Origin of the sequence: Cupriavidus sp. GA3-3, assembly GCF_000389805.1 — a bacterium.
Lineage (GTDB): Bacteria > Pseudomonadota > Gammaproteobacteria > Burkholderiales > Burkholderiaceae > Cupriavidus > Cupriavidus necator_D.
Genome location: NZ_KB944502.1, coordinates 88830 through 111268 on the forward strand (window position 1 = coordinate 88830; position 22439 = coordinate 111268).

Here is a 22439-nt window from a genome sequence, read left to right on the forward strand (position 1 = left end):
GCCGGCGCGCTCCAGCCGCTCCAGCCGTTTTTCGAGCCGGGCCAGGCTGTCGCGCAGCCGGCCCACGTCGGTGCCGAAGGCATCGAGCGCGGCGTGGCGCACCAGGGTCGGATGCTCGTCCAGCAGGTAGTCGGTGACGTTGTCGACCAGGGCGCGGCCCACGCGCGTGGCCTGCTCATGCACCTGGCGCGCGCCGTCGACCACGCGCTGCGCCACGCTGTCGCTCACCGGCCCGCCCAGGATGCCGCGCAGCGCGCGCGACAGGTCTTCGGCGGCGTCCCAGCGCAGGTTGCGCGCCAGCGTCGAGATGGTGTTGGCCAGCTCGGCGTCGCCCTCGATGCGGACATGGCGCATGGCGGCGGCCTGGCCGCCTTCGGCCACGTCGGCGGCCACCAGCGGCCACTGCTGCACCGGCACACGCAGCGTCACCGCGGGCGCCTCGGCCTCGGGCGCTGGTTCGGTGCAGCCGTGCTCCGTCACCTTCAGCGACAGCACGAAGGCGGCCGCATCGAAGCGGATCACGCGCCCGGCAAACGGCGTGAGCTGGTTGCGGGCCCACGGCTCCTGCTCAAGCAGGTGGTTCAGCGCCGAGATGGCGGGCATGGCCAGGGCGGAAGGCAGAGTATTCATGACAGCGCGGTTGGCGGGCAGGCAGCGACGCCGCAGGTCGGGCGTCCCAAACAAAAAAAGGCCCACGCTTTCGCGTGGGCCTCCATTCTAAGCTACTCCCCCCGGCGCATCACCGCCGCGGGGTGCGGCATCAGGACTCTTGCTGGATGCCGGCCAGCAGCCAGCCGCCGGTGCCGCTGGCAGGCTTGGCCAGGTTCCAGACCTCGCCGAACGGCTGGGCCGCCTCGCCGGACTTCTCGCGGATCATGCCCGAGAAGCGCACGCTGGCGATATGCTGGGCCGCAGCCGACTCGATGCCGAGCAGCTGGGCTTCCAGCGTGACCACGTCGGTCTTGTTGACCTCGGCGCCGCGGTCGGCCAGGTCCATCTTGATCTCGGCGAACATCTCCGGCGTGGTGAACTCGCGGATGTCGTCCAGGTTGCCTGCATCCCACGCGGCCTGCAGGCGCACGAAATGAACCTTGGCGTTGCGCAGGAAGGCTTCGGTATCGAAGTCGGCCGGCACGCCCCACGGCTGCTGGGCCACCGCATCGGCCGCGACCGGGGCTGCCGATGCTGCCGGCAGTACCGTATTGGCGGCCGGGCCTGCCGGGCTACCCGAAGACACAGGCGTCGGCTCGCCGCGGAACATGGGCTCGGCGCTGCGGCCCAGGTTCGGCGCGTTGCCGGCGCCGGCGTAGGCCGGCTGCTGGGTGCGCTTGCTGCCGCCACGGAACTTGCGGATCAGCCAGATCGCGGCGAACGCCACCAGCGCGATCAGGATCAGATTGGACAGGAAGCTCAGTGCCGCCCCGCCCAGACCGAAGTGCGACAGAAGCCAGCCGATACCCAGGCCGGCGGCGATGCCGCCCAGGATGCCGCCCCAGTTGCGCTTGGGCGCCGCGGCCGCGGCCGCGCCGGCCGCACCGGCCGTTGCCGGAGCTGCCTGTTGTGCGGGCTGCTGCGCCTGCTGGGTCGGCGAAGTGGGCTGCGGCGCCTGCTGGCGCTGCGTGACCGACTCAGATTGCTTGCCGATGCTGCGCGAACCGCCCATGCGCTTGGCATTGGCGTCGAACATTACTCCCAAGGCAATCGCGGTGATCAGCGACCCAACCAGGAATTTCCCACGAAATGACGACATATTCTGCTATCCCCTGTCAGTTTCACCCTATATGCGGGCGAGGCATGGCGATTTCAAGTCTTCTTAATACTTGCGCCCGACGTGGAGCGCCACCACTCCGGCCGTCAGATTGAAGTATTCGACATTTTCCAGGCCGGCATGTTCCATCAAGCGTACAAGTGAAGCCTGGTCTGGATGCATTCTGATCGATTCCGCGAGATAGCGATAGCTGGGGGCATCCCCTGCCACCCGCTCACCCAGCCACGGCAGCACCTTGAAAGAATAGACGTCGTAGGCCTTCTCCAGGGGTTTCCACACCTTGGAGAACTCCAGCACCATGACCTTGCCGCCCGGCTTGACCACGCGGCGCATCTCGGCCAGCGCGGCATCCTTGTGCGTCATGTTGCGCAGGCCGAAGGCCACGGTCACCAGGTCGAAATGGTTGTCCGGGAACGGGATGCGCTCGGCGTCGCACAGGCACACCGGGGTGACGATACCCTTGTTCAGCAGCCGGTCGCGGCCCACGCGCAGCATCGACTCGTTGATGTCGGTCAGCCAGACCTCTCCGGTCGGACCGGCCTGCTTCGCGAACGCCTTGGCCAGGTCGCCGGTGCCGCCGGCGATGTCCAGCACCTTGTGGCCGGGGCGCACGCCAGCCTGGGCGATGGTGAACATCTTCCAGAGCCGGTGCATGCCGCCCGACATCAGGTCGTTCATCACGTCGTACTTGCTCGCCACCGAATGGAACACGCCGGCAACCTTGTCGGCCTTTTCCGCTTCGTCGACCTTTTCAAACCCGAAGTGGGTTTCACTCATCTTTCAGACTCCAGGGTAATCGGTTCGGCGCGGCTCAGTGATGGCCGCAGCCGTGGCCGCCGGCAGCGCCGGCGGCGGGCATCGGGGTGTCGCGGTCGGCGCCGGCGGCTTCCAGGCGCTGCAGGTAGTCCTGCCAGAGCGCATCCTGGTTGTCGCCGAGGCGGTACAGCAGGTCCCACGAATAGATGCCGGTATCGTGGCCGTCGGTAAAGCGGATCAGGATCGCGTAGTTGCCGACCGGCTCGACCGCGTTGACGCCCACCTCGCGCTTGCCGGTCTGCAGCACTTCCTGCCCCGGGCCGTGGCCCTGGACTTCAGCGGACGGCGAATACACGCGCAGCAGCTCGAACGGCAGCCGGAAGCTGCGGCCGTTGTCGAAGCCGATCTCCAGCACGCGGGATTGCGTATGGACGGTCAGCGCGGTGGGATGAGGGGTGTCTTTTTCCAGGCCTGCCATGATGATCGCGGCCCGGTTAGGGTCGCTCCTGAGGGGGTGATTGCCGCGCGATGCTGCCGGTACGGCACGGCATCACGCATCGCATACGACCCGATAGCTTACCCCAGGCTCGCCGGCTTGCGCAGCCCGGGCCGCTTCCCCGTCCTGCGGCACGTAACGCAGGCGCCGTTGATGATAGGCCGCCACGGTGCTGCGGTGGGCGATGCTGATGATGGCCGCCTGCGGCAGCGACTCCACCATCAGCCGGTACATGGCGCCTTCGGTTTCCTCGTCCAGCGCGCTGGTAGCCTCGTCCAGGAACAGGTAATCGGGCTTCTGCAGCAGCGCGCGCGCAAAGGCTAGACGCTGCTGCTCGCCCGGCGAAAGCCGCAGCGACCAGTTGTCGAACACGTCGAGCTGGTCCGCCAGCGCCGCCAGCCGCGCCTGGCGCAGCGCCGCCTGCAGCGCTTCCGCGCTGTGCACGGTGCCGGCGTCGGGGTAAGCCAGCGCATCGGCCAGCGTGCCGATCGGCAGATAGCTGCGCTGCGGCAGGAACAGCATGCGCGCGCCGTCGGGCATGGTCACGGTGCCGCTGCCGTACGGCCAGATCCCCGCCAGCGCGCGGAACAGCACGCTCTTGCCGCAGCCGGACGGGCCGCTGACCAGCCAGCGCTCGCCCGGCGCGACCGACAGCGAGAACGGCGCCACCAGCGGCCGCTGGCCCACGGCCGCGCTGCGCGCGGCGCGCACCGGCAGTGCCAGCGCCAGGCCGTCGATGGTGATGCCATTCTGCGGCTTGCCGGTATGTTCCACCTCGATATCGCGCACGCCGCCCGGCGCCAGGTCCTGGCGCTCGGCCACGCGGATCGCTTCCTGGAAATCGATCAGGCGGTTGGCGGCGGCCTTCCAGCCCACCAGCGTGGCGTAGCTGTCGACAAACCACGACAGCGCGCCCTGTACCTGGCCGAAGGCAGAGCTGGTCTGCATCAGACCGCCGAGCGTCATCTTGCCGGCAAAGTAGCGCGGCGCCGCCACCAGGATCGGGAAGATGATGGCGAACTGCGCATAGCCGGAACTGACAAAGGTCAGCCGCCGCGTATAGCGCATCAGCTGGTTCCAGTTGGCGCGGATGCGGTCGAAGCGCGCGCGCAGGCCGGCCTGCTCGGTGGGCTCGCCGCGGTACAGCGCCACCGGCTCGCTGTTCTCGCGCAGGCGCACCAGCGTGAAACGGAAATCCGCCTCGTACTGTTCCTGCTGGAAGTTCAGGCCGATCAGCGGGCGGCCGACCACGTGCGCCACCAGCGAGCCGATCACCGCATAGCCCGCCGCGAACCACACCATATAGCCGGGGATGGTCCACTCGGTGCCGCCCAGCGCAAAGCTGATCGGCCCCGATACCGTCCACAGGATGCCGACGAAGGACAGCAGCGTCACCACCGAATTGAGCAGCCCGAGCGACAACGACAGCGCGCCGTCGGTGAACAGGCGCAAATCGTCGGCGATACGCTGGTCGGGGTTATCGGTGGTGTGGGTCTGCTCGATGCGGTAATAGGCCTGGTGCCCGAGCCAGTGGCCCATGAAGCGGCCGGTCATCCAGGTACGCCAGCGCATCTGCAGCATCATGGTGTAGTACTGGCGCGAGATCGCCGCCACGATGAAGAACGCCGCGATCCATGAGAAGCGCAGCAGCAGCACCTTGAACGAGGCGTAGTCGCGCTGCTCCAGCGCGTTGTAGAACACGCGGTTCCACTCGTTGAGCAGCACGTTGATATAGACGATGCCGAGGTTGAGCACCACCACCAGCGCCAGCAGGCCAAGCCCGGCGAGGCGGTCCTCGGATTTCCAGTAAGGCTTGATCAGCGCCCACGTGGCAGCCATGCGCAGCCGGCTCTGGATCTTGAGGGCCCTGGCAGGGACGGCAGGGCCCGGTACGGTGACTGAGGTCGGAGTGGAGGACATAGCGGCAGTGCTTGGCCCGTCAGCGGATGCCGGCCGGGCTTGTTGTTCTGGATACCGTGGCGGCAGGCCACGGCGGCAACAGCATTCAGACGGTCACGGCCAGGCGTGGGTTCCGCGCGCCCCTCAGGCGTCGCCGGCTTCGAGCAGCGAAAGCGCCGTACGCAGCGCCGGCAGCCGGCTGGCCAGCTCCTGCACGCGCACGGCATCCGCCGCGCGCTGCGGCGCGGCCCAGATTGCCTCGGGGAAATGGGTGTCCCAGCGGTAGCGCGGGATGATGTGCCAGTGCAGGTGCGGCACCATATTGCCAAAGGCCGCCAGGTTGACCTTGTCCGGCGCCATGACCTCGCGCACCACCCGTTCGACACGTGCGACCAGCCGCATCAGCCAGGCCTGGTCGGCATCGTCCAGGTCGCTCAGTTCGGCGACGTGATCGTTCCAGACGATGCGGCAGAAGCCCGGGAAGCGGTCATGCTCGACCAGGATCAGGCGGGCGCGGTCGCCCATCCAGACCAGTTCGCCGCCATCGGTCTCGCACAAGGGGCAGTTGGGTACGCGCGCCATCGTCGAGACTTAAACCAGCACCCGCTCGATACCGCCGGCGTTCGCCTTCGCGACATACTCAGGCATCCAGTTCTCCCCAAGCAGATGCTTCGCCATCTCGATCACGATGTAATCCGCCTGCACCGTGGCATCTTCCTTGTAGCGCGACAAACCCTGCAGGCACGACGGGCAGCTGGTCAGGATCTTGACGTCGCCGGTAAAGCCGTCGGCGCGCAGCTTGTCGGCGCCCTTGGTCATCTCTTCTTCCTTGCGGAAGCGGACTTGGGTCGAGATATCCGGACGCGTCACCGCCAGCGTGCCCGATTCGCCGCAGCAGCGCTCGTTCTTCTCGATCTTGCCCAGACCGGTGTTGCCGCCCATCAGGTCGTTGACCAGCTTGGTCGGGTCCATGGTCTTGATCGGGGTGTGGCAGGGATCGTGGTACATGTAGCGGGTACCGGTCACGCCTTCCAGCTTCACGCCCTTCTCGAGCAGGTATTCGTGGATGTCGATGATGCGGCAGCCGGGGAAGATCTTGTCGAATTCATAGCCGGCGAGCTGGTCGTAGCAGGTGCCGCAGCTGACCACCACGGTCTTGATGTCGAGGTAGTTCAGCGTGTTGGCCACGCGGTGGAACAGCACGCGGTTGTCGGTGACGATCTTCTCGGCCTTGTCGTACTGGCCGTTGCCGCGCTGCGGATAGCCGCAGCACAGGTAGCCCGGTGGCAGCACGGTCTGCACGCCGACGTGCCACAGCATCGCCTGCGTGGCCAGGCCCACCTGCGAGAACAGCCGCTCCGAGCCGCAGCCCGGGAAGTAGAACACCGCCTCCGTTTCCGGCGTGGTCGCCTTCGGGTCGCGGATGATCGGCACGATCTCGTTGTCCTCGATGTCGAGCAGCGCGCGCGCGGTCTTCTTGGGCAGGTTGCCCGGCATCTTCTTGTTGATGAAGTGGATCACCTGCTCGCGCACCGGCGGCTTGCCCACGGTGGCGGGCGGATGCGCGGTCTGCTTCTTGGCGAACTTCTTCAGCACCTCGTTGCCCAGGCGCTGCGCCTTGTAGCCCCAGTCGATCATGACCTTGCGGGTCAGGTTGATGGTCTCGGGGTTGGTGGCGTTGAGGAAGAACATCGACGCCGCGGTGCCGGGGTTGAACTTCTTCTGCCCCATCTTGCGCAGCAGGTTGCGCATGTTCATCGACACGTCGCCGAAGTCGATCTTGACCGGGCACGGCGTCACGCACTTGTGGCACACGGTGCAGTGGTCGGCCACGTCGGAGAACTCGTCCCAGTGCTTGACCGAGATGCCGCGGCGGGTCTGCTCCTCGTACAGGAAAGCCTCGACCAGCAGCGAGGTCGCCAGGATCTTGTTGCGCGGGCTGTACAGCAGGTTGGCGCGCGGCACATGCGTGGCGCACACCGGCTTGCACTTGCCGCAGCGCAGGCAGTCCTTGACGCTTTCGGCAATGGCGCCGATATCGCTCTGCTGCATGATGATCGACTCATGCCCCATCAGGCCGAACGACGGCGTGTAGGCATTGCGCAGATCGGCGCCGGGCAGCAGCTTGCCCTTGTTGAAGCGCCCTTGCGGATCGACCTTCAGCTTGTAGGCGCGGAAGTCGCCGATCTCTTCCTCGGTCAGGAATTCCAGCTTGGTGATGCCGATGCCGTGCTCGCCCGAGATCACGCCGTCCAGCGAACGCGCCAGGTCCATGATGCGGGCCACCGCGCGGTGCGCGTCCTGCAGCATGTCGTAGTCGTCGGAATTCACCGGGATATTGGTGTGCACGTTGCCGTCGCCGGCGTGCATGTGCAGCGCCACGAAGACGCGGCCGCGCAGCACCTGCTTGTGGATCTTCTGGGCCTCGTCCAGGATCGGCTTGAATTCGCCGCCGTTGAAGATCTTGCGCAGCTCGGCGCGGATCTCCGACTTCCACGACACGCGGATGGTGCGGTCCTGCAGCAGGTGGAACACGTTGGCGTCCGGCTGCTGCTGCAGCCGCGCCTCGAACTCCTGCCCGAGCAGCCCCAGCCCATGCCCGATCAGCGAGGCCTTGGCCTGCACCAGCGGCAGGTCCAGGTGGTCCTGCAGGTAGCGCCAGCGCGCGCGGACCTCGCGCAGCAGCGTCAGCGCGTGCTGCACGCGGTCTTCCAGCAGCTCGGCGCTGGGGATCTCGTTGGCGTCGTCGCTGCGGCCCAGCGGCAGGTTGCCGCGCGCGAAGAACGCTTCCAGCGTGTCGACCAGCTTGAGCTTGCTCTTGATCGACAGCTCGATATTGATGCGCTCGATGCCGTCGGTGTACTCGCCCATCCGGTTCAGCGGGATCACCACGTCTTCGTTGATCTTGAAGGCGTTGGTGTGCTTGGCGATGGCGGCGGTACGCGAACGGTCCAGCCAGAACTTCTTGCGCGCCTCGGGGCTGACGGCGATAAAGCCTTCGCCGCTCTTGCCGTTGGCCATGCGGATCACTTCCGAGGTGGCGCGCGCCACGGCGTCTTCATCGTCGCCGACGATATCGCCGATCAGCACCATCTTCGGGAAGGCGTTGCGCTTGCTCTTGGTGGCGTAGTCGACCGCGCGCAGGTAGCGCTCGTCCAGGTGCTCCAGGCCGGCCAGGATGGCGCCGCCGGGCTTCTTGGTCTCGGCGTCGAGGAAGTCCTTGATCTCGACGATGCTGGGGATCGCGTCGCGCGCCTGGCCGAAGAACTCCAGGCAGACCGTGCGGATGAATTTCGGCATGCGGTGCAGGATCCAGCGCGCGCTGGTGATGATGCCGTCGCAGCCTTCCTTCTGCACGCCGGGCAGGCCGGCCAGGAACTTGTCGGTGACGTCCTTGCCCAGGCCTTCCTTGCGGAACTTGCGGCCCTCGATGGCCAGCGTCTCGGTGCGCAGCACCTTCTCGCCCGGGGCGCGGTTGCCGTCCGACCATTTCAGTTCGAAGGTGGCCACCGGCACGTCGTGGATCTTGCCCAGGTTGTGGTCCAGCCGGGTGATCTCCAGCCAGTTGCCTTCCGGATCCACCATGCGCCACCAGGCCAGGTTGTCCAGCGCGGTGCCCCACAGCACGGCCTTCTTGCCGCCCGCGTTCATGGCCACGTTGCCGCCAATGCACGAGGCATCGATCGAGGTCGGGTCGACCGCGAACACCAGGCCTGCCTTGTCGGCAGCGTCGGCCACGCGGCGCGTCACCACGCCGGCGCCGGAGAAGATGGTCGCGACCTTGTGCGACACGCCCGGCAGGTCGGTTTGCTCCACCGGCCCGAGCTGCTCCAGCTTCTCGGTATTGATCACCGCGCTCATCGGCGTCAGCGGCACGGCGCCGCCGGTATAGCCGGTGCCGCCCCCGCGCGGAATGATGGTCAGGCCCAGTTCGAAGCAGCCCTTGACCAGGCCGGCGATCTCTTCCTCGGTATCGGGCGTCAGCACCACGAACGGGTATTCCACGCGCCAGTCGGTGGCGTCGGTCACGTGCGACACGCGCGACAGGCCATCGAACTTGATGTTGTCCTTCTGCGTGACCTTGCCCAGCACGCGCTGCGCGCGCTTGCGCAGGTCGTAGGCCGCGGCGAATTCGTTCTTGAAATCCTCGATCGCCTGCTTGGCGAACGCGACCAGCTGCTCCACGCGGTGCGAGCGGTCCTCGGCGGCGGGCTCGGCGTGCTCGGCACGGTCGGCGGCGCGGCGCTTCTCGATCTCGTTCAGGCGGTGGTGCAGCGCGCTGACCAGCATCTGGCGGCGCTTGGGATTTTCCAGCAGGTCGTCCTGCAGGTAGGGATTGCGGCGGACCACCCAGATATCGCCCAGCACCTCGTACAGCATGCGGGCCGAGCGGCCGGTGCGGCGCTCGCTGCGCAGCTCGTCCAGGATGCGCCAGGCTTCCTCGCCCAGCAGGCGGATGACAATCTCGCGGTCCGAGAAGGACGTGTAGTTATAAGGGATTTCACGCAGGCGCGGCGGGGCGTCCTGCGCGGCGAGCTTGGCGTCGAGCACGAGTGGGGCGTTCATTGGGGGACCGCTTCCTGCTGCGCACGGGGACTGTGCGCGAATCGTTCATTAAAGGGCGATTGTACTTCAACCCCTGCTTTCGCCGCACCGCAACATAGAGGAATCCTTGTCGGAACAAGGGATTAGGCGGCTTTCTGGCCTGGCAATGGCGCCCCACGGTGGTGCCGGCAACGCACCGGATCAGAACCAGGCCTTGAACGTTTGCGCAATGTTCTGCCAAAAACTGTCCGGGATCCAAAGCAGGCTGGCGGTCATGAACAGATAGCGGATGAACTTGCCGACCGCCATCCAGGCCAGGCTGGGCCAGAAGGAGAGGCGCAGCCAGCCGGCTAAAGTGCACAATGGATCACCAATGCCGGGCAGCCACGAGAACAGCAGCGTAGGCGGGCCAAGCCGGCGCATCCACCGGAAGTAGCGCGCGTCGAGCTTGGGCTTGGGCGGTTTGCGCGCGTGCTCGCGGTGCTCCAGGTGCTCACGGTCGTGCTCGCGCGCCCGGCGCCGCTTGTGGTAGCGCACCAGCGCCAGCTTGGCGGCATAGCCCAGCCACCAGTCGATGGCGCCGCCCACGGTGTTGCCGGCAGTGGCCACCACGATCGCCGGCCAGAACATCTGCGGGTTGAGCTTGACGTAGCCGAACACCGCCGGCTCCGAGCCCAGCGGCAGCAGCGTGGCCGAGATCAGGCTGATCACAAAGATCGCGGGCAGGCCCACCTTGGGCAGGGCAATGGTCTCGAACAGCCAGTCGAAGAAGGCTTCCATGTCAGGGTGAGCAAGGGGGCCGGGCCATTCTAGCAGCGGCCCTGCCAGGACCCCGCCCCGCGAATGGGGAGCGGGCAAACCACATGGCACCTGTGCTGGATTTGTGATTAACTGTTAGAGCCTGTTGTGGCCAATCGTTCGCCGGCCGCAGCATTCGCGCCAGCATTGAAGCCGCTCGCCGCGTGCGCTGGCGCACCTACAGCAGTTGTAGCGGCAGCACCAATATCACGAATTAGCCGTCCTATAGCCGTCTTAAGCGGCAGTACCGCGTCGTGGCCAGTCCCGCGCAGTTCTTTCGGGATTTCGGGCAATTGGTCATGCGCGTCCACCCCACATGGAGACAAGCATGGCGATTCCGATCCGCCTGACGGTCAACGGCAAGCCCGTTGACGCGCAGGTAGAACCCAACACCCTCCTGGTCCAGTTCCTGCGCGAACAATTGCGGCTGACCGGCACCCACGTCGGCTGCGACACCGCGCAGTGCGGCGCCTGCACGGTCCACCTGGATGGCCGGGCGGTCAAGTCGTGCAATATCCTCGCGGTCCAGGCCGACGGCGCCGCCGTGACCACCATCGAAGGCCTCGCCGGCGACAAGGCCGGCAACGGCCTGCACCCGATGCAGGAAGCCTTCCGTGAATGCCACGGCCTGCAATGCGGCTTCTGCACGCCCGGCATGGTGATGAGCGCCACCGCGCTGGTGCAGGAGTACCCGGGCGCCGACGCCGCCACCATCCGCGCCCACCTGGAAGGCAACCTGTGCCGCTGCACGGGCTACCACAACATCGTGCGCGCAGTGCAGCAGGGCCAGGCGGCCATGCAGGGCACCGCCGCCAGCGCTGAATAAGGGGGACCGGCCATGAACGCACCCGAAAGCCAGCGCCTGGTAGGCGCGCCGGTCAAGCGCAAGGAAGACTATCGATTCCTGACCGGCAACGGCCAGTACACCGACGACGTCGTGCTGCCGCAGCAAAGCTACGCGTACTTCCTGCGCTCGCCGCACGCGCATGCGCGCATCCGCTCGATCGACAAGACCGAGGCCCTGGCCGCGCCCGGCGTGATCGCCGTGCTGACCGGCGACGAGCTGGCGGCCGACAAGGTCGGCGGCCTGCCCTGCGGCTGGCTGATCCACAGCATCGACGGCTCGCCGATGAAGGAGCCGCCGCACCCGGTGATTGCCCACGACAAGGTGCGCCACGTCGGCGACCAGGTCGCGCTGGTCATCGCCGAGACCCTGCAGCAGGCGCGTGACGCGGCAGAGAAGATCGACGTCGACTATGAAGAGCTGCCCGCCGTGGTCAGCGCCGCGGATGCCGCCAAGGCGTCCACCCTGGTGCATGACGACGTGCCCGCCAACACCTGCTACACCTGGGGCCACGGCGACAAGGCCGCCACCGACGCCGCCTTTGCCAAGGCCGCGCACGTGACCACGCTGGACATCGTCAACAACCGGCTGATCCCCAACGCGATCGAGCCGCGCGCGGTCAATGCCAGCTACACGCGCCAGGACGACAGCTACACCGTCTACGTGGCCAACCAGAACCCGCACGTCGAACGCCTGCTGATGGGCGCGTTCGTGCTGGGGCTACCCGAATCGCGCCTGCGCATCATCGCACCGGACGTGGGCGGCGGCTTCGGCTCCAAGATCTTCCTGTACCCGGAAGACGTGGCGCTGACCTGGGCCTCGAAGAAGATCGGGCGCCCGGTCAAGTGGACCGCGGACCGCTCCGAGTCCTTCCTGACCGATGCCCACGGCCGCGACCACGTGACCAGGGCCGAGCTGGCGCTCGACGCCGACGGCAAGTTCCTGGCGATGCGGGTGCATACCACCGCCAATATGGGCGCCTACCTGTCGACCTTCGCCAGCAGCGTGCCCACCATCCTGTATGCAACGCTGCTGGCGGGCCAGTACGCCACGCCCGCGATCTACGCCGAGGTGCAGGCCGTGTTCACCAACACCGCGCCGGTGGATGCCTATCGCGGCGCCGGCCGGCCCGAGGCCACCTATGTGGTCGAGCGCCTGGTAGAAACCGCCGCGCACGAGATGAAGATCGACCCGGCCGAGCTGCGCCGCAAGAATTTCATCCGCCAGTTCCCGTACGCCACGCCGGTGGGCCTGACCTACGACACCGGCGACTACGAGCCGTGCCTCGCGCGCGCGCAGGAGCTGGCCGACGTCAAGGGCTTCCCGGCCCGGCGCGACGAAGCGAAGCAGCGCGGCAAGCTGCGCGGCCTGGGCTATTCCTGCTATATCGAGGCCTGCGGGCTGGCGCCGTCGAATATCGCCGGCGCGCTGGGCGCGCGCGCGGGGCTGTTCGAGGTGGGCGAGATCCGCGTGCACCCGACCGGCACCGTGACCGTGTTCACCGGCTCGCACAGCCATGGCCAGGGGCACGAGACCACCTTCGCGCAGGTGGTCGCCGACCGGCTCGGGCTGCAGCTGGACCAGGTCGAGATCGTGCACGGCGACACCGGCCGGGTGCCGTTCGGCATGGGCACCTATGGCTCGCGCTCGCTGGCGGTGGGCGGCTCGGCCATCGTCAAGGCGCTCGACAAGATCGAGGCCAAGGCCAAGAAGATCGCCGCGCACCTGCTGGAAGCCGCCGACACCGACATCGAGTTCAGCAACGGCGTGTTCCGCGTGGCCGGCACCGACCGCACCAAGACCTTCGGCGAAGTCGCGCTCTCCGCCTACGTGCCGCACAACTATCCGCTCGACAAGCTGGAGCCGGGCCTGAACGAAAACGCGTTCTACGACCCGACCAACTTCACCTACCCGTCCGGCGCCTATGTGTGCGAGGTGGAAGTCGATCCCGATACCGGCGAGTCGCAGGTGGTCAAGTTCACCGCGGTGGACGACTTCGGCAACATCATCAACCCGATGATCGTCGAAGGCCAGGTCCATGGCGGCATCGGCCAGGGGCTGGGCCAGGCCATGCTGGAGCAGTGCGTCTACGACAACGACAGCGGCCAGTTGCTGACCGGCTCGTACATGGACTACGCCATGCCGCGCGCCGGCGACCTGCCCGACTTCACCGTCGAGACCGCCACCGGCACGCCCTGCACCCACAACCCGCTGGGCGTGAAGGGCTGCGGCGAGGCCGGCGCGATCGGCTCGCCGCCGGCGTTCATCAACGCGCTGGTGGATGCGCTCAGCCCGCTGGGCGTGACGGACATCCAGATGCCCGCCACGCCGCACCGGGTCTGGCAGGCCATCCAGGCCGCCCGGCCGTGACCCACGCACACCGCAAAGGAAACCGACATGTACGCATTCAATTTTGAACGCGCCGCGGATGCCAAGGCGGCCGTGGCCACGCTCAGGGCCGATCCCGACGCCAAGTTCCTCGGCGGCGGCCAGAGCCTGCTGGCCGCGATGAAACTGCGGCTGGCCGCGCCCTCCGTGCTGGTGGACGTGGCGCGTATTCCCGGCATGGCCGAGATCCGCGTCGAAGGCAATGAGATCGTGGTCGGCGGCGCCGCGCGCCATGCCGATGTGGCCGAGCATGCCGAGGTGCGCCGGCGCATCCCGGCGCTAGCGGCACTGGCCGGCGGCATCGGCGACCGCCAGGTGCGCGCCATGGGCACCATCGGCGGCGCGCTCGCCAATGACGATCCCGCTGCCGACTATCCCGCGGGTGTGCTGGGGCTCGGGGCGACCGTGGTCACCGACCGCCGCACCATCGCCGCCGACGACTTCTTCAAGGGCCTCTATGAGACCGCGCTGGAACCGGACGAGCTGATCACCGCGGTGCGCTTCCCGATCCCGGAGCAGGCGGCCTACGCCAAGTTCCGCAACCCGGCCTCGCGCTTCGCGCTGGTGGGCGTGATGGTGGCGCGCACCGGCAACACGGTGCGCGTGGCGGTGACAGGCGCGGCCGACAGCGTGTTCCGCTGCCAGCCGCTGGAGCAGGCGCTGTCGGCCGCCTTCACCGCGCAGGCGGCGCGTGGGGTGAAGGTCGATGCGTCGACGCTGAATGCCGACCTGCATGCGTCGGCGGAGTACCGGGCGCATCTGATCCCGGTGCTGGCGGCAAGGGCAGTGGAGGCGGCGGCGAAGGGGTAGCGCTTCGCCGCCGCTTGTTGTCTCCCCTCTCCCGCACGGCGGGAGAGGGGAGCAAACCGCCGGCGCTTTTGTGGCGTTGGCACACAAGATTGCTCATGCTTCCCACCTCCATCGACGACACCATCGCCCAGCTGGAACGCCAGCAATACTTCGCCGACCGCGAGACCGCCACGGTGCTCTATCTCGCCCTGCGCATGCAGCGGCCGCTGTTCCTGGAAGGCGAGCCCGGCGTCGGCAAGACCGCCATGGCGCAAGCGATGGCGGGCGTGCTCGGCACGCGGCTGCTGCGGCTGCAATGCTATGAAGGGCTGGACGCCGCCAGCGCGCTGTACGAATGGGACTACCCGCGCCAGATCATGGCGCTGCGCCTGGCCGAGGCGCGCGGCGAGCGGCCCGAGGCGCAGTCGCTGTACCACGATGACTACCTGCTCAAGCGCCCGCTGCTGGAATCCCTGCTGCCCGACCCCGCCGCGCCCGACGTGCCGCGCGTGCTGCTGATCGATGAGATCGACCGCGCCGACGAGCCCTTCGAAGCGTTCCTGCTGGAGGTGCTGTCCGAATTCCAGGTGTCGATCCCCGAGATCGGCGTGATCCGCGCCGAGCGCCCGCCGCTGATCGTGATCACCTCCAACCGCACCCGCGAAGTCCACGACGCCCTCAAGCGCCGCTGCCTGTACCAGTGGATGGGATACCCCGAGCGCGACCGCGAACTGCAGATCGTGGCCGCGCGCGCGCCCGAGGCCGCCGCGGCGCTGCAGGCCCAGGCCATCGACTTTATCCACCGGCTGCGCGGCATCGACCTGTTCAAGGCGCCGGGCATCGCCGAGGCCATCGACTGGTGCCGCGCGCTGTCCGCGCTGGGCGCGACCGAGCTCGATCCGCAGTCCGTGCGCGACACGCTGGGCGTGCTGCTCAAGTACCAGGACGACCTGGCGCGCGTGGACGGCCCCACCGTGGCCGAGCTGCTGGCGGGTGCCACGCCGGGAGGCTGAAGATGGCCACGCTGCACGCCGCCGCACGGCCCGCCGCACCGGCCCTGCCGGTGCTGGCGCGCAACGTCACGCACTTCATGCGGCTGTTGCGCGACGGCGGCTTCGCGCTGTCGCCGGCCCATGCTGTCGATGCCTTGGAGGCGCTGCGCCATATCGATATCGGCCAGCGCGACGAGGTACGCGCCGCGCTGGCGGCGCTGGTGCTGTCCGGCCCCGACCAGCGCCCGCTGTTCGATGCCGCCTTCGACCTGTTCTGGCGCGATCCCGACTGGGAAGGCAAGCTGCGCGCGCTGCTGCTGCCGCGCGTCGACAGCGGCGCGCCGCCACCGAAACGCAGCAACCGGCTGGCCGATGCCCTGGCCGCGCGCCAGCCCGAAGCGCAGTCACGTCCGGCACAGGCCGAAGCCGAGCGCATCCACGTGCCGCTGACCTTCTCCGACCAGGAACGCCTGGCGCAGCGCGACTTTGAAACCCTGACCGCGCAGGAATGGCGCGCGCTGCAGCACCTGGTGCGCACGCGCCGCGCCCACCTGGCCTTGCAGCGCACCCGCCGCCTGCGCGCCGCCACTTGTGGCACCCATGCCGACCTGCGCGCCAGCGCGCGCCTGGCGGTGCGCCAGCATGGCGAGTGGCTGCGCTGGAAATTCCGCAAGCACGCCGAGCGCAAGCCGCCGGTGGTGCTGCTGCTCGACATCTCCGGCTCGATGAGCCAGTACTCGCGCGCGGTGCTGTACTTCTGCCATGCGCTGATGCAGTCGCGCGAGCGGCTGTCGGTATTCCTGTTCGGCACGCGGCTGACCAACATCACGCGCTCGCTGCGCGAACGCGACCCCGACGAGGCCGTCGCGCTGATCACCGGCCAGGTGCGCGACTGGGCCGGCGGCACCCGCATCGGCGCGGCGCTGGCCAGCTTCAACCGCCATTGGGCGCGGCGCACGCTGTCCGGGCGCGCCACCGTACTGCTGGTCACCGACGGCCTGGACCACGAGCATATCGACCTGCTCGGCGACGAAATGGCACGGCTGCGCCGCTTTGCGCACCGCATCGTCTGGCTCAACCCGCTGCTGCGCTACCCCGGCTTCACCCCGCAGGCGCGTGGCGTGCAAGCCATCCTGCCGCACGTGGACGCACTGCGCCCGGCCCATAACCTGGACAGCCTGCTGGCGCTCGAGACGCTGCTGTCCGACCATGGCGGCCCGCCCCGGGCCGCCACCCCTGCCCTCGCCAGGCACAACAAGGAAGCCCCGCCATGGAAATGAACCAGAGCCAGCGCCTGCCCGTCCCGCAGCAGGTGGCATGGGAAGCGCTCAACGACACCGAGCTGCTCAAGCACTGCATCCCGGGATGTGAGAGTATCGAGCCCGACGGCGACAACGCGTACCAGCTGGCCCTGACGGCCGCGGTGGGCCCGGTCAAGGCGCGTTTCAAGGGCCGCATGGCACTGGAAGACATCCAGGCCCCCGACAGCTACACCATCCGTTTCGATGGCCAGGGTGGCGCGGCGGGATTCGGCAAGGGCAGCGCCCAGGTCCGGCTGGAAGCAGACGGTGACGAGACCGTGCTGACCTACACCGTCAACGCCCACGTGGGGGGCAAGATCGCTCAGATCGGCTCGCGGCTGGTGGACGCCGCGGCACGCAAGATGGCAGACACCTTCTTTGCGCGCTTCACCGAGGCCGTCACCCCTGACGCCACCGACGACACGCCAGCGGCCGAGGGCGCCCCCGCCGCGGCCGCCGGCGACAATGAACCAACAGAGGAACCGAAGCGGAAACGATCATGGACAGCGTGGATCTCGAAGTCCTGAAGAACAGCGTGCAGTGGCAGCAGCAAGGCCATCGCGTGCTGCTGGTCACGGTAGTGCGGACCTGGGGCTCGTCGCCCCGGCCCGAAGGCGCGATGCTGGCCGTGCGCGACGACGGCCTGGTGGTGGGCTCGGTCTCGGGCGGCTGCATCGAGGACGACATCATCGACCGCGTGCGCCGGCAGGGCATCACCGCCGACCACCCGGAAGCGATCAAGTACGGCATCAGCGCCGAGGAAGCCCACCGCTTCGGGCTGCCGTGCGGCGGCACCATCGAGCTGGTGACCGAACCGCTGACCCCGGCCAGCGGCATCGCCGAGCTGCTCGATGCCGTTGAGAACGGCCGCCTGGTCGCGCGCACGCTCGACATGGCCACCGGCACCGCCACGCTGGGCCCGGCCAACGCCACCGACGGCCTGGTGTTCGACGGCAAGACCCTGCTGACCATCCACGGCCCGCGCTACCGCATGCTGGTGATCGGCGCCGGGCAGCTGTCCAAGTACCTGTGCCAGATCGCCGTGGGCCTGGGCTTCCAGGTCACCGTGTGCGACCCGCGCGAGGAATACACCGAGACCTGGGACATCCCCGGCGTGACCATGGTGCGCACCATGCCCGACGACACCGTCACCGACATGAAGCTGGACGAGCGCTGCGCCGTGATCGCGCTCACGCACGACCCCAAGCTGGACGACCTGGCGCTGATGGAAGCGCTGCGCACCCGCGCCTTCTACGTGGGCGCGCTGGGTTCGCGCCGCAACAACCAGGCGCGCCGCGAACGGCTCAAGGAATTCGACCTGACCGAGCTGCAGCTGGCGCGGCTGCATGGCCCCGTGGGCATCTACATCGGCAGCCGCACGCCGCCCGAGATCGCCATCTCGATCCTGGCCGAGGTGATCGCGGCCAGGAACCACGTATCGCTGCCCGACATCCTGCAGGTGGAAGGCGCCAAGGCCGCACGCGAGATGGCTGCCGGCACCGGCAGCAGCTGCGACGTCGCGCCCGATCCCACCTGACGACCTCGCAAGTGCCGCCATGACTGCCGCCCCCAACGCTCCCCTGCTCCGCACCGACCTGCCCACCGGCATCCTGCTGGCCGCAGGCTACGGCCGCCGCTTCGACGCCGCCGGCAAACGCAACAAGCTGCTGGAGGTGCTGCCCGGCGGCCGCTCCGTGGCCTGGCGCAGCGCCCGCACGCTGGCCGCGGCGCTGCCGGAATCGATCGCCGTCATTCGTCCGGGCAACCCGGCACTGGCGGAGGAACTGCGCCGCGGCGGCTGCCGCGTGCTGGAGTCGCCCGACGCCGAAGCCGGCATGGGCGCTGCCCTGCGTGCTGCCGTGGCCGCCACGCCCGAAGCGCGCGGCTGGGTGGTGGCGCTGGCGGACATGCCCTGGCTGCCGATGGAACTGATCCGGGCGGTGGCATTGACGATCACCGCGCCGGACACCATCGCCGCCCCTTGGCGCAACGGGCAACGTGGGCATCCGGTGGGTTTTGGCGCAGCCTGGCGCGAGGAATTGCTGAAGCTGGATGGGGATGAGGGCGCGCGGGCGTTGCTGAAGGACAAGCCTGTGACGCGGATCCTGACCGAGGATGAAGGGGCGTTTCGGGATATTGATACGCCCGGGGATCTGAAGTGACCCCCACCAACCTCACCCGATCCCCTCCGCCAGCTCGCTCGTCTTCACCGCCATGATGAAATCATTCCGGTGCAAGCCCTTGATCTTCTTGGTCCGCCACGACACCGTGGCATGCCCCCAGCCAAAGCTGATCTCGGGATGATGCCCCTGCGTCTCGGCCAGTTGCCCGACGCCGTTCACGAACGCCAGCGCCTGCGCGAAATTGCCGAAGGTGAAACGCCGTTCGATCCGCGTCGCGCTATCGACCAGCTCCCATCCCGGCGCCTGCTGCAATAGCATCTCGGCTTCAGCCGGCGTCAGCGGCGGCACGCCGCCACGGCAAGGCGTGCACGATTGCGCTGCCAGGTCTTCGCTCATGGTCATGCTCCCCGACCGGAAGAACAGCCCGCGCCTCAGGCCCCTTCGGTCTCAGTCAGTGCGCGCAGGAACTCGCTGCTCCACCAGTGCACATCCTGCGCGCGGATGCGCTCCAGCAATTTCTGATGCCGCTGCTGGCGCTCGGCCAGCGGCATGTGCAGCGCCTGCTGGATCGCCTGCGCGGTGGCGCGCGTGTCGTACGGATTGACCAGCAGCGCCTCGCGCAGTTGCTCGGCGGCGCCGGCAAAGCGCGACAGCACCAGCACCCCCGGGTCCTCGGGGTCCTGCGCAGCGATGAACTCCTTGGCCACCAGGTTCATGCCGTCGCGCAGCGGCGTCACCAGCGCCACGCGGCTGGCGCGGCACAGGCCGGGCAGCCGCTTGCGCGCGGTGGTGCGGTGGATATAGCGCACCGGCATCCAGTCCAGCTCACCGAACTCGCCATTGATGGAGCCGCTCAGCTGTTCCATCTCGCGGCGCAGGTCGACGTAGGCATCGACCGACTCGCGCGAGGGCGCGGCGATCTGCACCAGCGTTGCGCTCGAGCGGTTCTCTGGGTACTCGGCCAGCAGCCGGTAGAACGCCTTGAGCCGCTGCGGCAGGCCCTTGGAATAGTCGAGCCGGTCGATGCCAAGCAGCAGCCGGCGGCGCGCGTACTGCGCGCACATCATCTCGTAGGTTTCCTGCGCGTCCGCGCCGCGGCCCAGCTCCATGAACTCGTCGACGTCGATGCCGATCGGGAAGGCCTGCGCCCGCACCGTGCGGTGGAAGGCGCGGTAGCGGTGCTCGCCCATCGGCTCGGCCTGCGCTTCGGCCTGCACATAGCGCGAGAAGTGCTCGACATCCGCATGGCTCTGGAAGCCGAGCAGGTCGTAGGCAAACAGTGCGCGCATCAGCCACTCGTGCTGCGGGATGGCGGCCAGGATCAGCGGCGGCGGCAGCGGTACATGCAGGAAGAAGCCGATCTTCTGCCCGCAGCCAATCGCGCGCAACTCTGACGCCAGCGGGATCAGGTGGTAGTCATGGATCCAGATGATGTCGTCGGGCTGCAGCAGCGGCGCCAGCTTGCGCGCGAACAGCTGGTTCACGCGCCGGTATCCGTTCAGGAAATTGGAGTCGAAGTCCGCAAGGTCCAGCCGGTAGTGGAATACCGGCCACAGCACGCCGTTGCTGTAGCCCAGGTAATAGGCGTCGTGGTCCTCGCGGCTCAGGTCGACGGTGGCCAGCGTCACGTTGCCGGCCTGCTGCAGATGCAGGTCGCCTTCACCGGGCGTGCCGCCCTGGGCGGTTTCCAGCGCCTTGCCGCTCCACCCGAACCACATGCCGCCGGTCTGGCGCAGGGCTTCGGATAGCGCCACGGCGAGGCCGCCCGCCGCCACGTTGCGGGGATCGGCGACCCGGTTGGATACCGCTACAAGTCTTGGCATATGTTGTTCTTGGAGTCCTCTGTTCTGGTTGCCGTGCGCGCAGGCGGTTCAGATCACCGTGTCCCACGGCGCCGACAGCCGCATCGCGCCATTGATCAGCCCGACCATCGAATACGTCTGCGGGAAATTGCCCCACATCTCGCCGGTCACCGGATGGGTATCCTCGGACAGCAGCCCCAGCGGATTGCGCGAGGCCAGCATCGACTCGAAAATCTCGCGCGCTTCCTCGCGCCGGCCGATGCGCGCAAGGGCATCGATGCGCCAGAACGTGCAGATGTTGAACGCGGTCTCGGGCTTGCCGAAATCGTCGGGCGCCTCGTAGCGGCGCATATAGGGCCCGTCGCACAGCGATGCCTCCAGCGCCTTGACGGTGGCGATGAAGCGCGGATCGCGCGGCTCGATGAAATTGACTTCGGCCATCAGCAGCACGCTGGCATCCAGCTCGCGCCCGCCGAAGCTCTCGGCAAAGGCCTGGCGCTCCTCGCTCCAGGATTCGGCCAGAATGCGCTCCTTCATGCGCTCGGCATGGTCGTGCCAGTAGGCGGCACGCGCCTGCAGCTGGAGCTTGTCGGCAACCTTGGCCAGGCGGTCGCAGGCGGCCCAGCTCATCAGCGCCGACGACGTATGCACGCGCGCCCGCGTGCGCAGCTCCCACATGCCGGCATCGGGCGTGCCGAACACTTTCACTGCCTGTTCGCCGACCTCTTCCAGCCGGCGGAATTCAGCGGGGCCGCCGCGGTGCAGCAGCCGGTGATCATGGAAGGCCTGGGCCGCGCCCAGCACCACGTTGCCGTAGACATCGTGCTGGAAGTGCTCCTGCGCCTGGTTGCCCACGCGCACCGGGCCCATGCCGCGGTAGCCGGGCAGATGGTCGAGCATGCTTTCAGGCAGCTCGCGCTCCAGGCCGATGCCGTACAGCGGCTGGATATGTCCGTCCTGCGACTGCATCACCACGTTGGACAGCCAGCGCAGGTAATCCTCCATGGTGCCGACCTCGGACAGGCTGTTGAGCGCGCGCACCACGAAGAAGGCGTCTCGCAGCCAGCAGAAGCGGTAGTCCCAGTTGCGGCCGCTGCCCGGCGCCTCGGGGATGCTGGTGGTCATCGCCGCGACAATGGCGCCGGTCTCTTCGAACAGCGACATCTTCAGCGTGATGGCCGCGCGGATCACCGCGTCCTGCCATTCGCGCGGCACCGCCAGGCGGCGGCTCCACAGGCGCCAGTAGGCGGTGGTCTCCTGCTCGAAGTCGCGCGCGGTTTCTTCCACGCCGTGCGCGAGGGTCTCGTCCGGGCCGAGGATGAAGTTGTACCCGCGCGTGACCAGGAACGGCGTATGCGACAGCACATACGCCATCGGCGCGTCGGTGGTCATGCGCAGGGTCATGTCGTCGCCGATATAGCGCACATGGCTGCTGCCGCGCGTCGTCTGCGGCGCCTTGCGGCCCCATTCGAAGCGCGGCGCCACCACCACGCGCACGCGCGGCGCGCCGCGCACCGGGCGGATGCGCCGGACCAGCGTGGTCGGGCGGAAATAGCGCCCCAGCCGGAAGAAGCGCGGCGCAAAGTCGGTGATCTCCAGGCAGTTGCCGTGGATGTCCGTCAGCCGCGTGCGCAGCACCGCGGTATTGGGCTCGTACCATTGCCGCGACGACTGGAAGTCCTCGATCTCGATCGAGAAATGGCCGGCGTTCTCGCTCGGGTCCAGCAGGGCGTTGAACACCGGGTCGCCATCGAAGCGCGGCAGGCACGACCAGACAATGCGCGCGCGGCAGTCCACCAGCGCAGAGATGGCGCAGTTGCCGATCATGCCAAGCGACAACGACGGATTGGCAAAGCGGCTGCCGCCGTCCACGGTCTTGTGCACGCCTTCGGTCGGCGGCTGGCCCGGTTCGCTCGGGCTGCTCGGATTGGTCACAGC

The 22439-nt window shown here is 68.1% G+C and carries 19 protein-coding genes; 8 read left to right on the plus strand and 11 right to left on the minus strand.

What is annotated here, in order from left to right; genetic code table 11:
- From C265_RS25895 to C265_RS25930, 8 genes are all read right to left on the minus strand, one after another.
- Positions 1-630: SCP2 domain-containing protein (locus tag C265_RS25895; protein ID WP_037025330.1), on the minus strand; the 630-nt coding region annotated here is incomplete at its 3' end.
- A gap of 130 nt (positions 631-760) precedes the next feature.
- Positions 761-1750 carry a Tim44 domain-containing protein gene (locus C265_RS25900; RefSeq protein WP_011614522.1) on the minus strand — a complete coding sequence of 330 codons (990 nt, stop codon included), beginning with the start codon at positions 1748-1750 and terminating at the stop codon, positions 761-763.
- Positions 1751-1813: 63 nt separating this feature from the next.
- Positions 1814-2545, minus strand: a complete 732-nt coding sequence (ubiE, locus tag C265_RS25905) for a bifunctional demethylmenaquinone methyltransferase/2-methoxy-6-polyprenyl-1,4-benzoquinol methylase UbiE (protein ID WP_010814445.1) — start codon at positions 2543-2545, stop codon at positions 1814-1816.
- A gap of 34 nt (positions 2546-2579) precedes the next feature.
- On the minus strand, positions 2580-3002 hold the full coding sequence (locus C265_RS25910) for a gamma-butyrobetaine hydroxylase-like domain-containing protein (RefSeq protein ID WP_010814444.1): 423 nt from the start codon (positions 3000-3002) through the stop codon (positions 2580-2582).
- 72 nt (positions 3003-3074) lie between these two features.
- On the minus strand, positions 3075-4940 hold the full coding sequence (locus C265_RS25915) for an ABC transporter ATP-binding protein/permease (RefSeq protein WP_010814443.1): 1866 nt from the start codon (positions 4938-4940) through the stop codon (positions 3075-3077).
- Positions 4941-5063: 123 nt separating this feature from the next.
- The gene (locus C265_RS25920) at positions 5064-5501 is read right to left on the minus strand and encodes an HIT family protein (protein ID WP_010814442.1); all 438 of its coding nucleotides are present in this window, start codon (positions 5499-5501) and stop codon (positions 5064-5066) included.
- Between the two features lie 9 nt (positions 5502-5510).
- Complete coding sequence (locus tag C265_RS25925; RefSeq protein ID WP_010814441.1) at positions 5511-9485, minus strand: FAD/FMN-binding oxidoreductase; 3975 nt, start codon at positions 9483-9485, stop codon at positions 5511-5513.
- A gap of 180 nt (positions 9486-9665) precedes the next feature.
- Positions 9666-10244, minus strand: a complete 579-nt coding sequence (locus C265_RS25930; protein WP_010814440.1) for a YqaA family protein — start codon at positions 10242-10244, stop codon at positions 9666-9668.
- A gap of 346 nt (positions 10245-10590) precedes the next feature.
- Here C265_RS25930 and C265_RS25935 point away from each other — a divergent pair, with 346 nt between their 5' ends.
- The 8 genes from C265_RS25935 to C265_RS25970 all read left to right on the plus strand — a co-directional run bounded on the left by C265_RS25935 (position 10591) and on the right by C265_RS25970 (position 18738).
- Positions 10591-11088: a (2Fe-2S)-binding protein gene (locus C265_RS25935; RefSeq protein ID WP_010814439.1), complete on the plus strand. Its 498-nt coding sequence runs from the start codon at positions 10591-10593 to the stop codon at positions 11086-11088.
- Between the two features lie 12 nt (positions 11089-11100).
- Positions 11101-13476, plus strand: a complete 2376-nt coding sequence (locus C265_RS25940; protein WP_010814438.1) for a xanthine dehydrogenase family protein molybdopterin-binding subunit — start codon at positions 11101-11103, stop codon at positions 13474-13476.
- Between the two features lie 27 nt (positions 13477-13503).
- Positions 13504-14304, plus strand: a complete 801-nt coding sequence (locus C265_RS25945) for a xanthine dehydrogenase family protein subunit M (protein ID WP_010814437.1) — start codon at positions 13504-13506, stop codon at positions 14302-14304.
- Between the two features lie 95 nt (positions 14305-14399).
- Positions 14400-15296 (plus strand): MoxR family ATPase, encoded by an 897-nt coding sequence (locus C265_RS25950; protein ID WP_010814436.1) that lies wholly within the window; start codon positions 14400-14402, stop codon positions 15294-15296.
- Between the two features lie 2 nt (positions 15297-15298).
- Complete coding sequence (locus C265_RS25955; protein WP_010814435.1) at positions 15299-16555, plus strand: VWA domain-containing protein; 1257 nt, start codon at positions 15299-15301, stop codon at positions 16553-16555.
- Positions 16546-17103 (plus strand): CoxG family protein, encoded by a 558-nt coding sequence (locus C265_RS25960; protein WP_010814434.1) that lies wholly within the window; start codon positions 16546-16548, stop codon positions 17101-17103. The genes C265_RS25955 and C265_RS25960 overlap by 10 nt, the downstream gene beginning before the upstream one ends.
- Positions 17076-18113, plus strand: coding sequence for an XdhC family protein (locus C265_RS25965; protein ID WP_010814433.1), 1038 nt, complete (start codon positions 17076-17078; stop codon positions 18111-18113). Before C265_RS25960 ends, C265_RS25965 begins: the two co-directional genes overlap by 28 nt.
- Positions 18114-18132: 19 nt before the next feature.
- Complete coding sequence (locus C265_RS25970) at positions 18133-18738, plus strand: NTP transferase domain-containing protein (protein ID WP_010814432.1); 606 nt, start codon at positions 18133-18135, stop codon at positions 18736-18738.
- Positions 18739-18750: 12 nt separating this feature from the next.
- Here the strand turns inward: C265_RS25970 and C265_RS25975 are convergent, their stop codons facing one another.
- The 3 genes from C265_RS25975 to C265_RS25985 are packed head-to-tail and all read right to left on the minus strand — an operon-like array spanning position 18751 to position 22436.
- A complete protein-coding gene (locus C265_RS25975; RefSeq protein WP_010814431.1) occupies positions 18751-19095 on the minus strand; it encodes a 4a-hydroxytetrahydrobiopterin dehydratase in 345 nt (114 codons plus the stop codon).
- A 35-nt stretch (positions 19096-19130) separates the two neighbouring features.
- Positions 19131-20522 (minus strand): alpha,alpha-trehalose-phosphate synthase (UDP-forming), encoded by a 1392-nt coding sequence (otsA, locus tag C265_RS25980; RefSeq protein WP_010814430.1) that lies wholly within the window; start codon positions 20520-20522, stop codon positions 19131-19133.
- 48 nt (positions 20523-20570) lie between these two features.
- Positions 20571-22436 (minus strand): glycoside hydrolase family 15 protein, encoded by a 1866-nt coding sequence (locus tag C265_RS25985; protein ID WP_010814429.1) that lies wholly within the window; start codon positions 22434-22436, stop codon positions 20571-20573.
- Positions 22437-22439: the final 3 nt, after the last annotated feature.

Coding starts and splice junctions, on each gene's coding strand:
- C265_RS25955 (WP_010814435.1), top strand. CDS start 15,299: ATGGCCACGCTGCACGCCGCCGCACGGCCCGCCGCACCGGCCCTGCCG.
- C265_RS25945 (WP_010814437.1), top strand. CDS start 13,504: ATGTACGCATTCAATTTTGAACGCGCCGCGGATGCCAAGGCGGCCGTG.
- C265_RS25965 (WP_010814433.1), top strand. CDS start 17,076: ATGGACAGCGTGGATCTCGAAGTCCTGAAGAACAGCGTGCAGTGGCAG.
- ubiE (WP_010814445.1), bottom strand. CDS start 2,545: ATGAGTGAAACCCACTTCGGGTTTGAAAAGGTCGACGAAGCGGAAAAG.
- C265_RS25915 (WP_010814443.1), bottom strand. CDS start 4,940: ATGTCCTCCACTCCGACCTCAGTCACCGTACCGGGCCCTGCCGTCCCT.
- C265_RS25910 (WP_010814444.1), bottom strand. CDS start 3,002: ATGGCAGGCCTGGAAAAAGACACCCCTCATCCCACCGCGCTGACCGTC.
- C265_RS25940 (WP_010814438.1), top strand. CDS start 11,101: ATGAACGCACCCGAAAGCCAGCGCCTGGTAGGCGCGCCGGTCAAGCGC.
- C265_RS25950 (WP_010814436.1), top strand. CDS start 14,400: ATGCTTCCCACCTCCATCGACGACACCATCGCCCAGCTGGAACGCCAG.
- otsA (WP_010814430.1), bottom strand. CDS start 20,522: ATGCCAAGACTTGTAGCGGTATCCAACCGGGTCGCCGATCCCCGCAAC.
- C265_RS25975 (WP_010814431.1), bottom strand. CDS start 19,095: ATGAGCGAAGACCTGGCAGCGCAATCGTGCACGCCTTGCCGTGGCGGC.
- C265_RS25960 (WP_010814434.1), top strand. CDS start 16,546: ATGGAAATGAACCAGAGCCAGCGCCTGCCCGTCCCGCAGCAGGTGGCA.
- C265_RS25970 (WP_010814432.1), top strand. CDS start 18,133: ATGACTGCCGCCCCCAACGCTCCCCTGCTCCGCACCGACCTGCCCACC.
- C265_RS25930 (WP_010814440.1), bottom strand. CDS start 10,244: ATGGAAGCCTTCTTCGACTGGCTGTTCGAGACCATTGCCCTGCCCAAG.
- C265_RS25900 (WP_011614522.1), bottom strand. CDS start 1,750: ATGTCGTCATTTCGTGGGAAATTCCTGGTTGGGTCGCTGATCACCGCG.
- C265_RS25925 (WP_010814441.1), bottom strand. CDS start 9,485: ATGAACGCCCCACTCGTGCTCGACGCCAAGCTCGCCGCGCAGGACGCC.
- C265_RS25920 (WP_010814442.1), bottom strand. CDS start 5,501: ATGGCGCGCGTACCCAACTGCCCCTTGTGCGAGACCGATGGCGGCGAA.
- C265_RS25935 (WP_010814439.1), top strand. CDS start 10,591: ATGGCGATTCCGATCCGCCTGACGGTCAACGGCAAGCCCGTTGACGCG.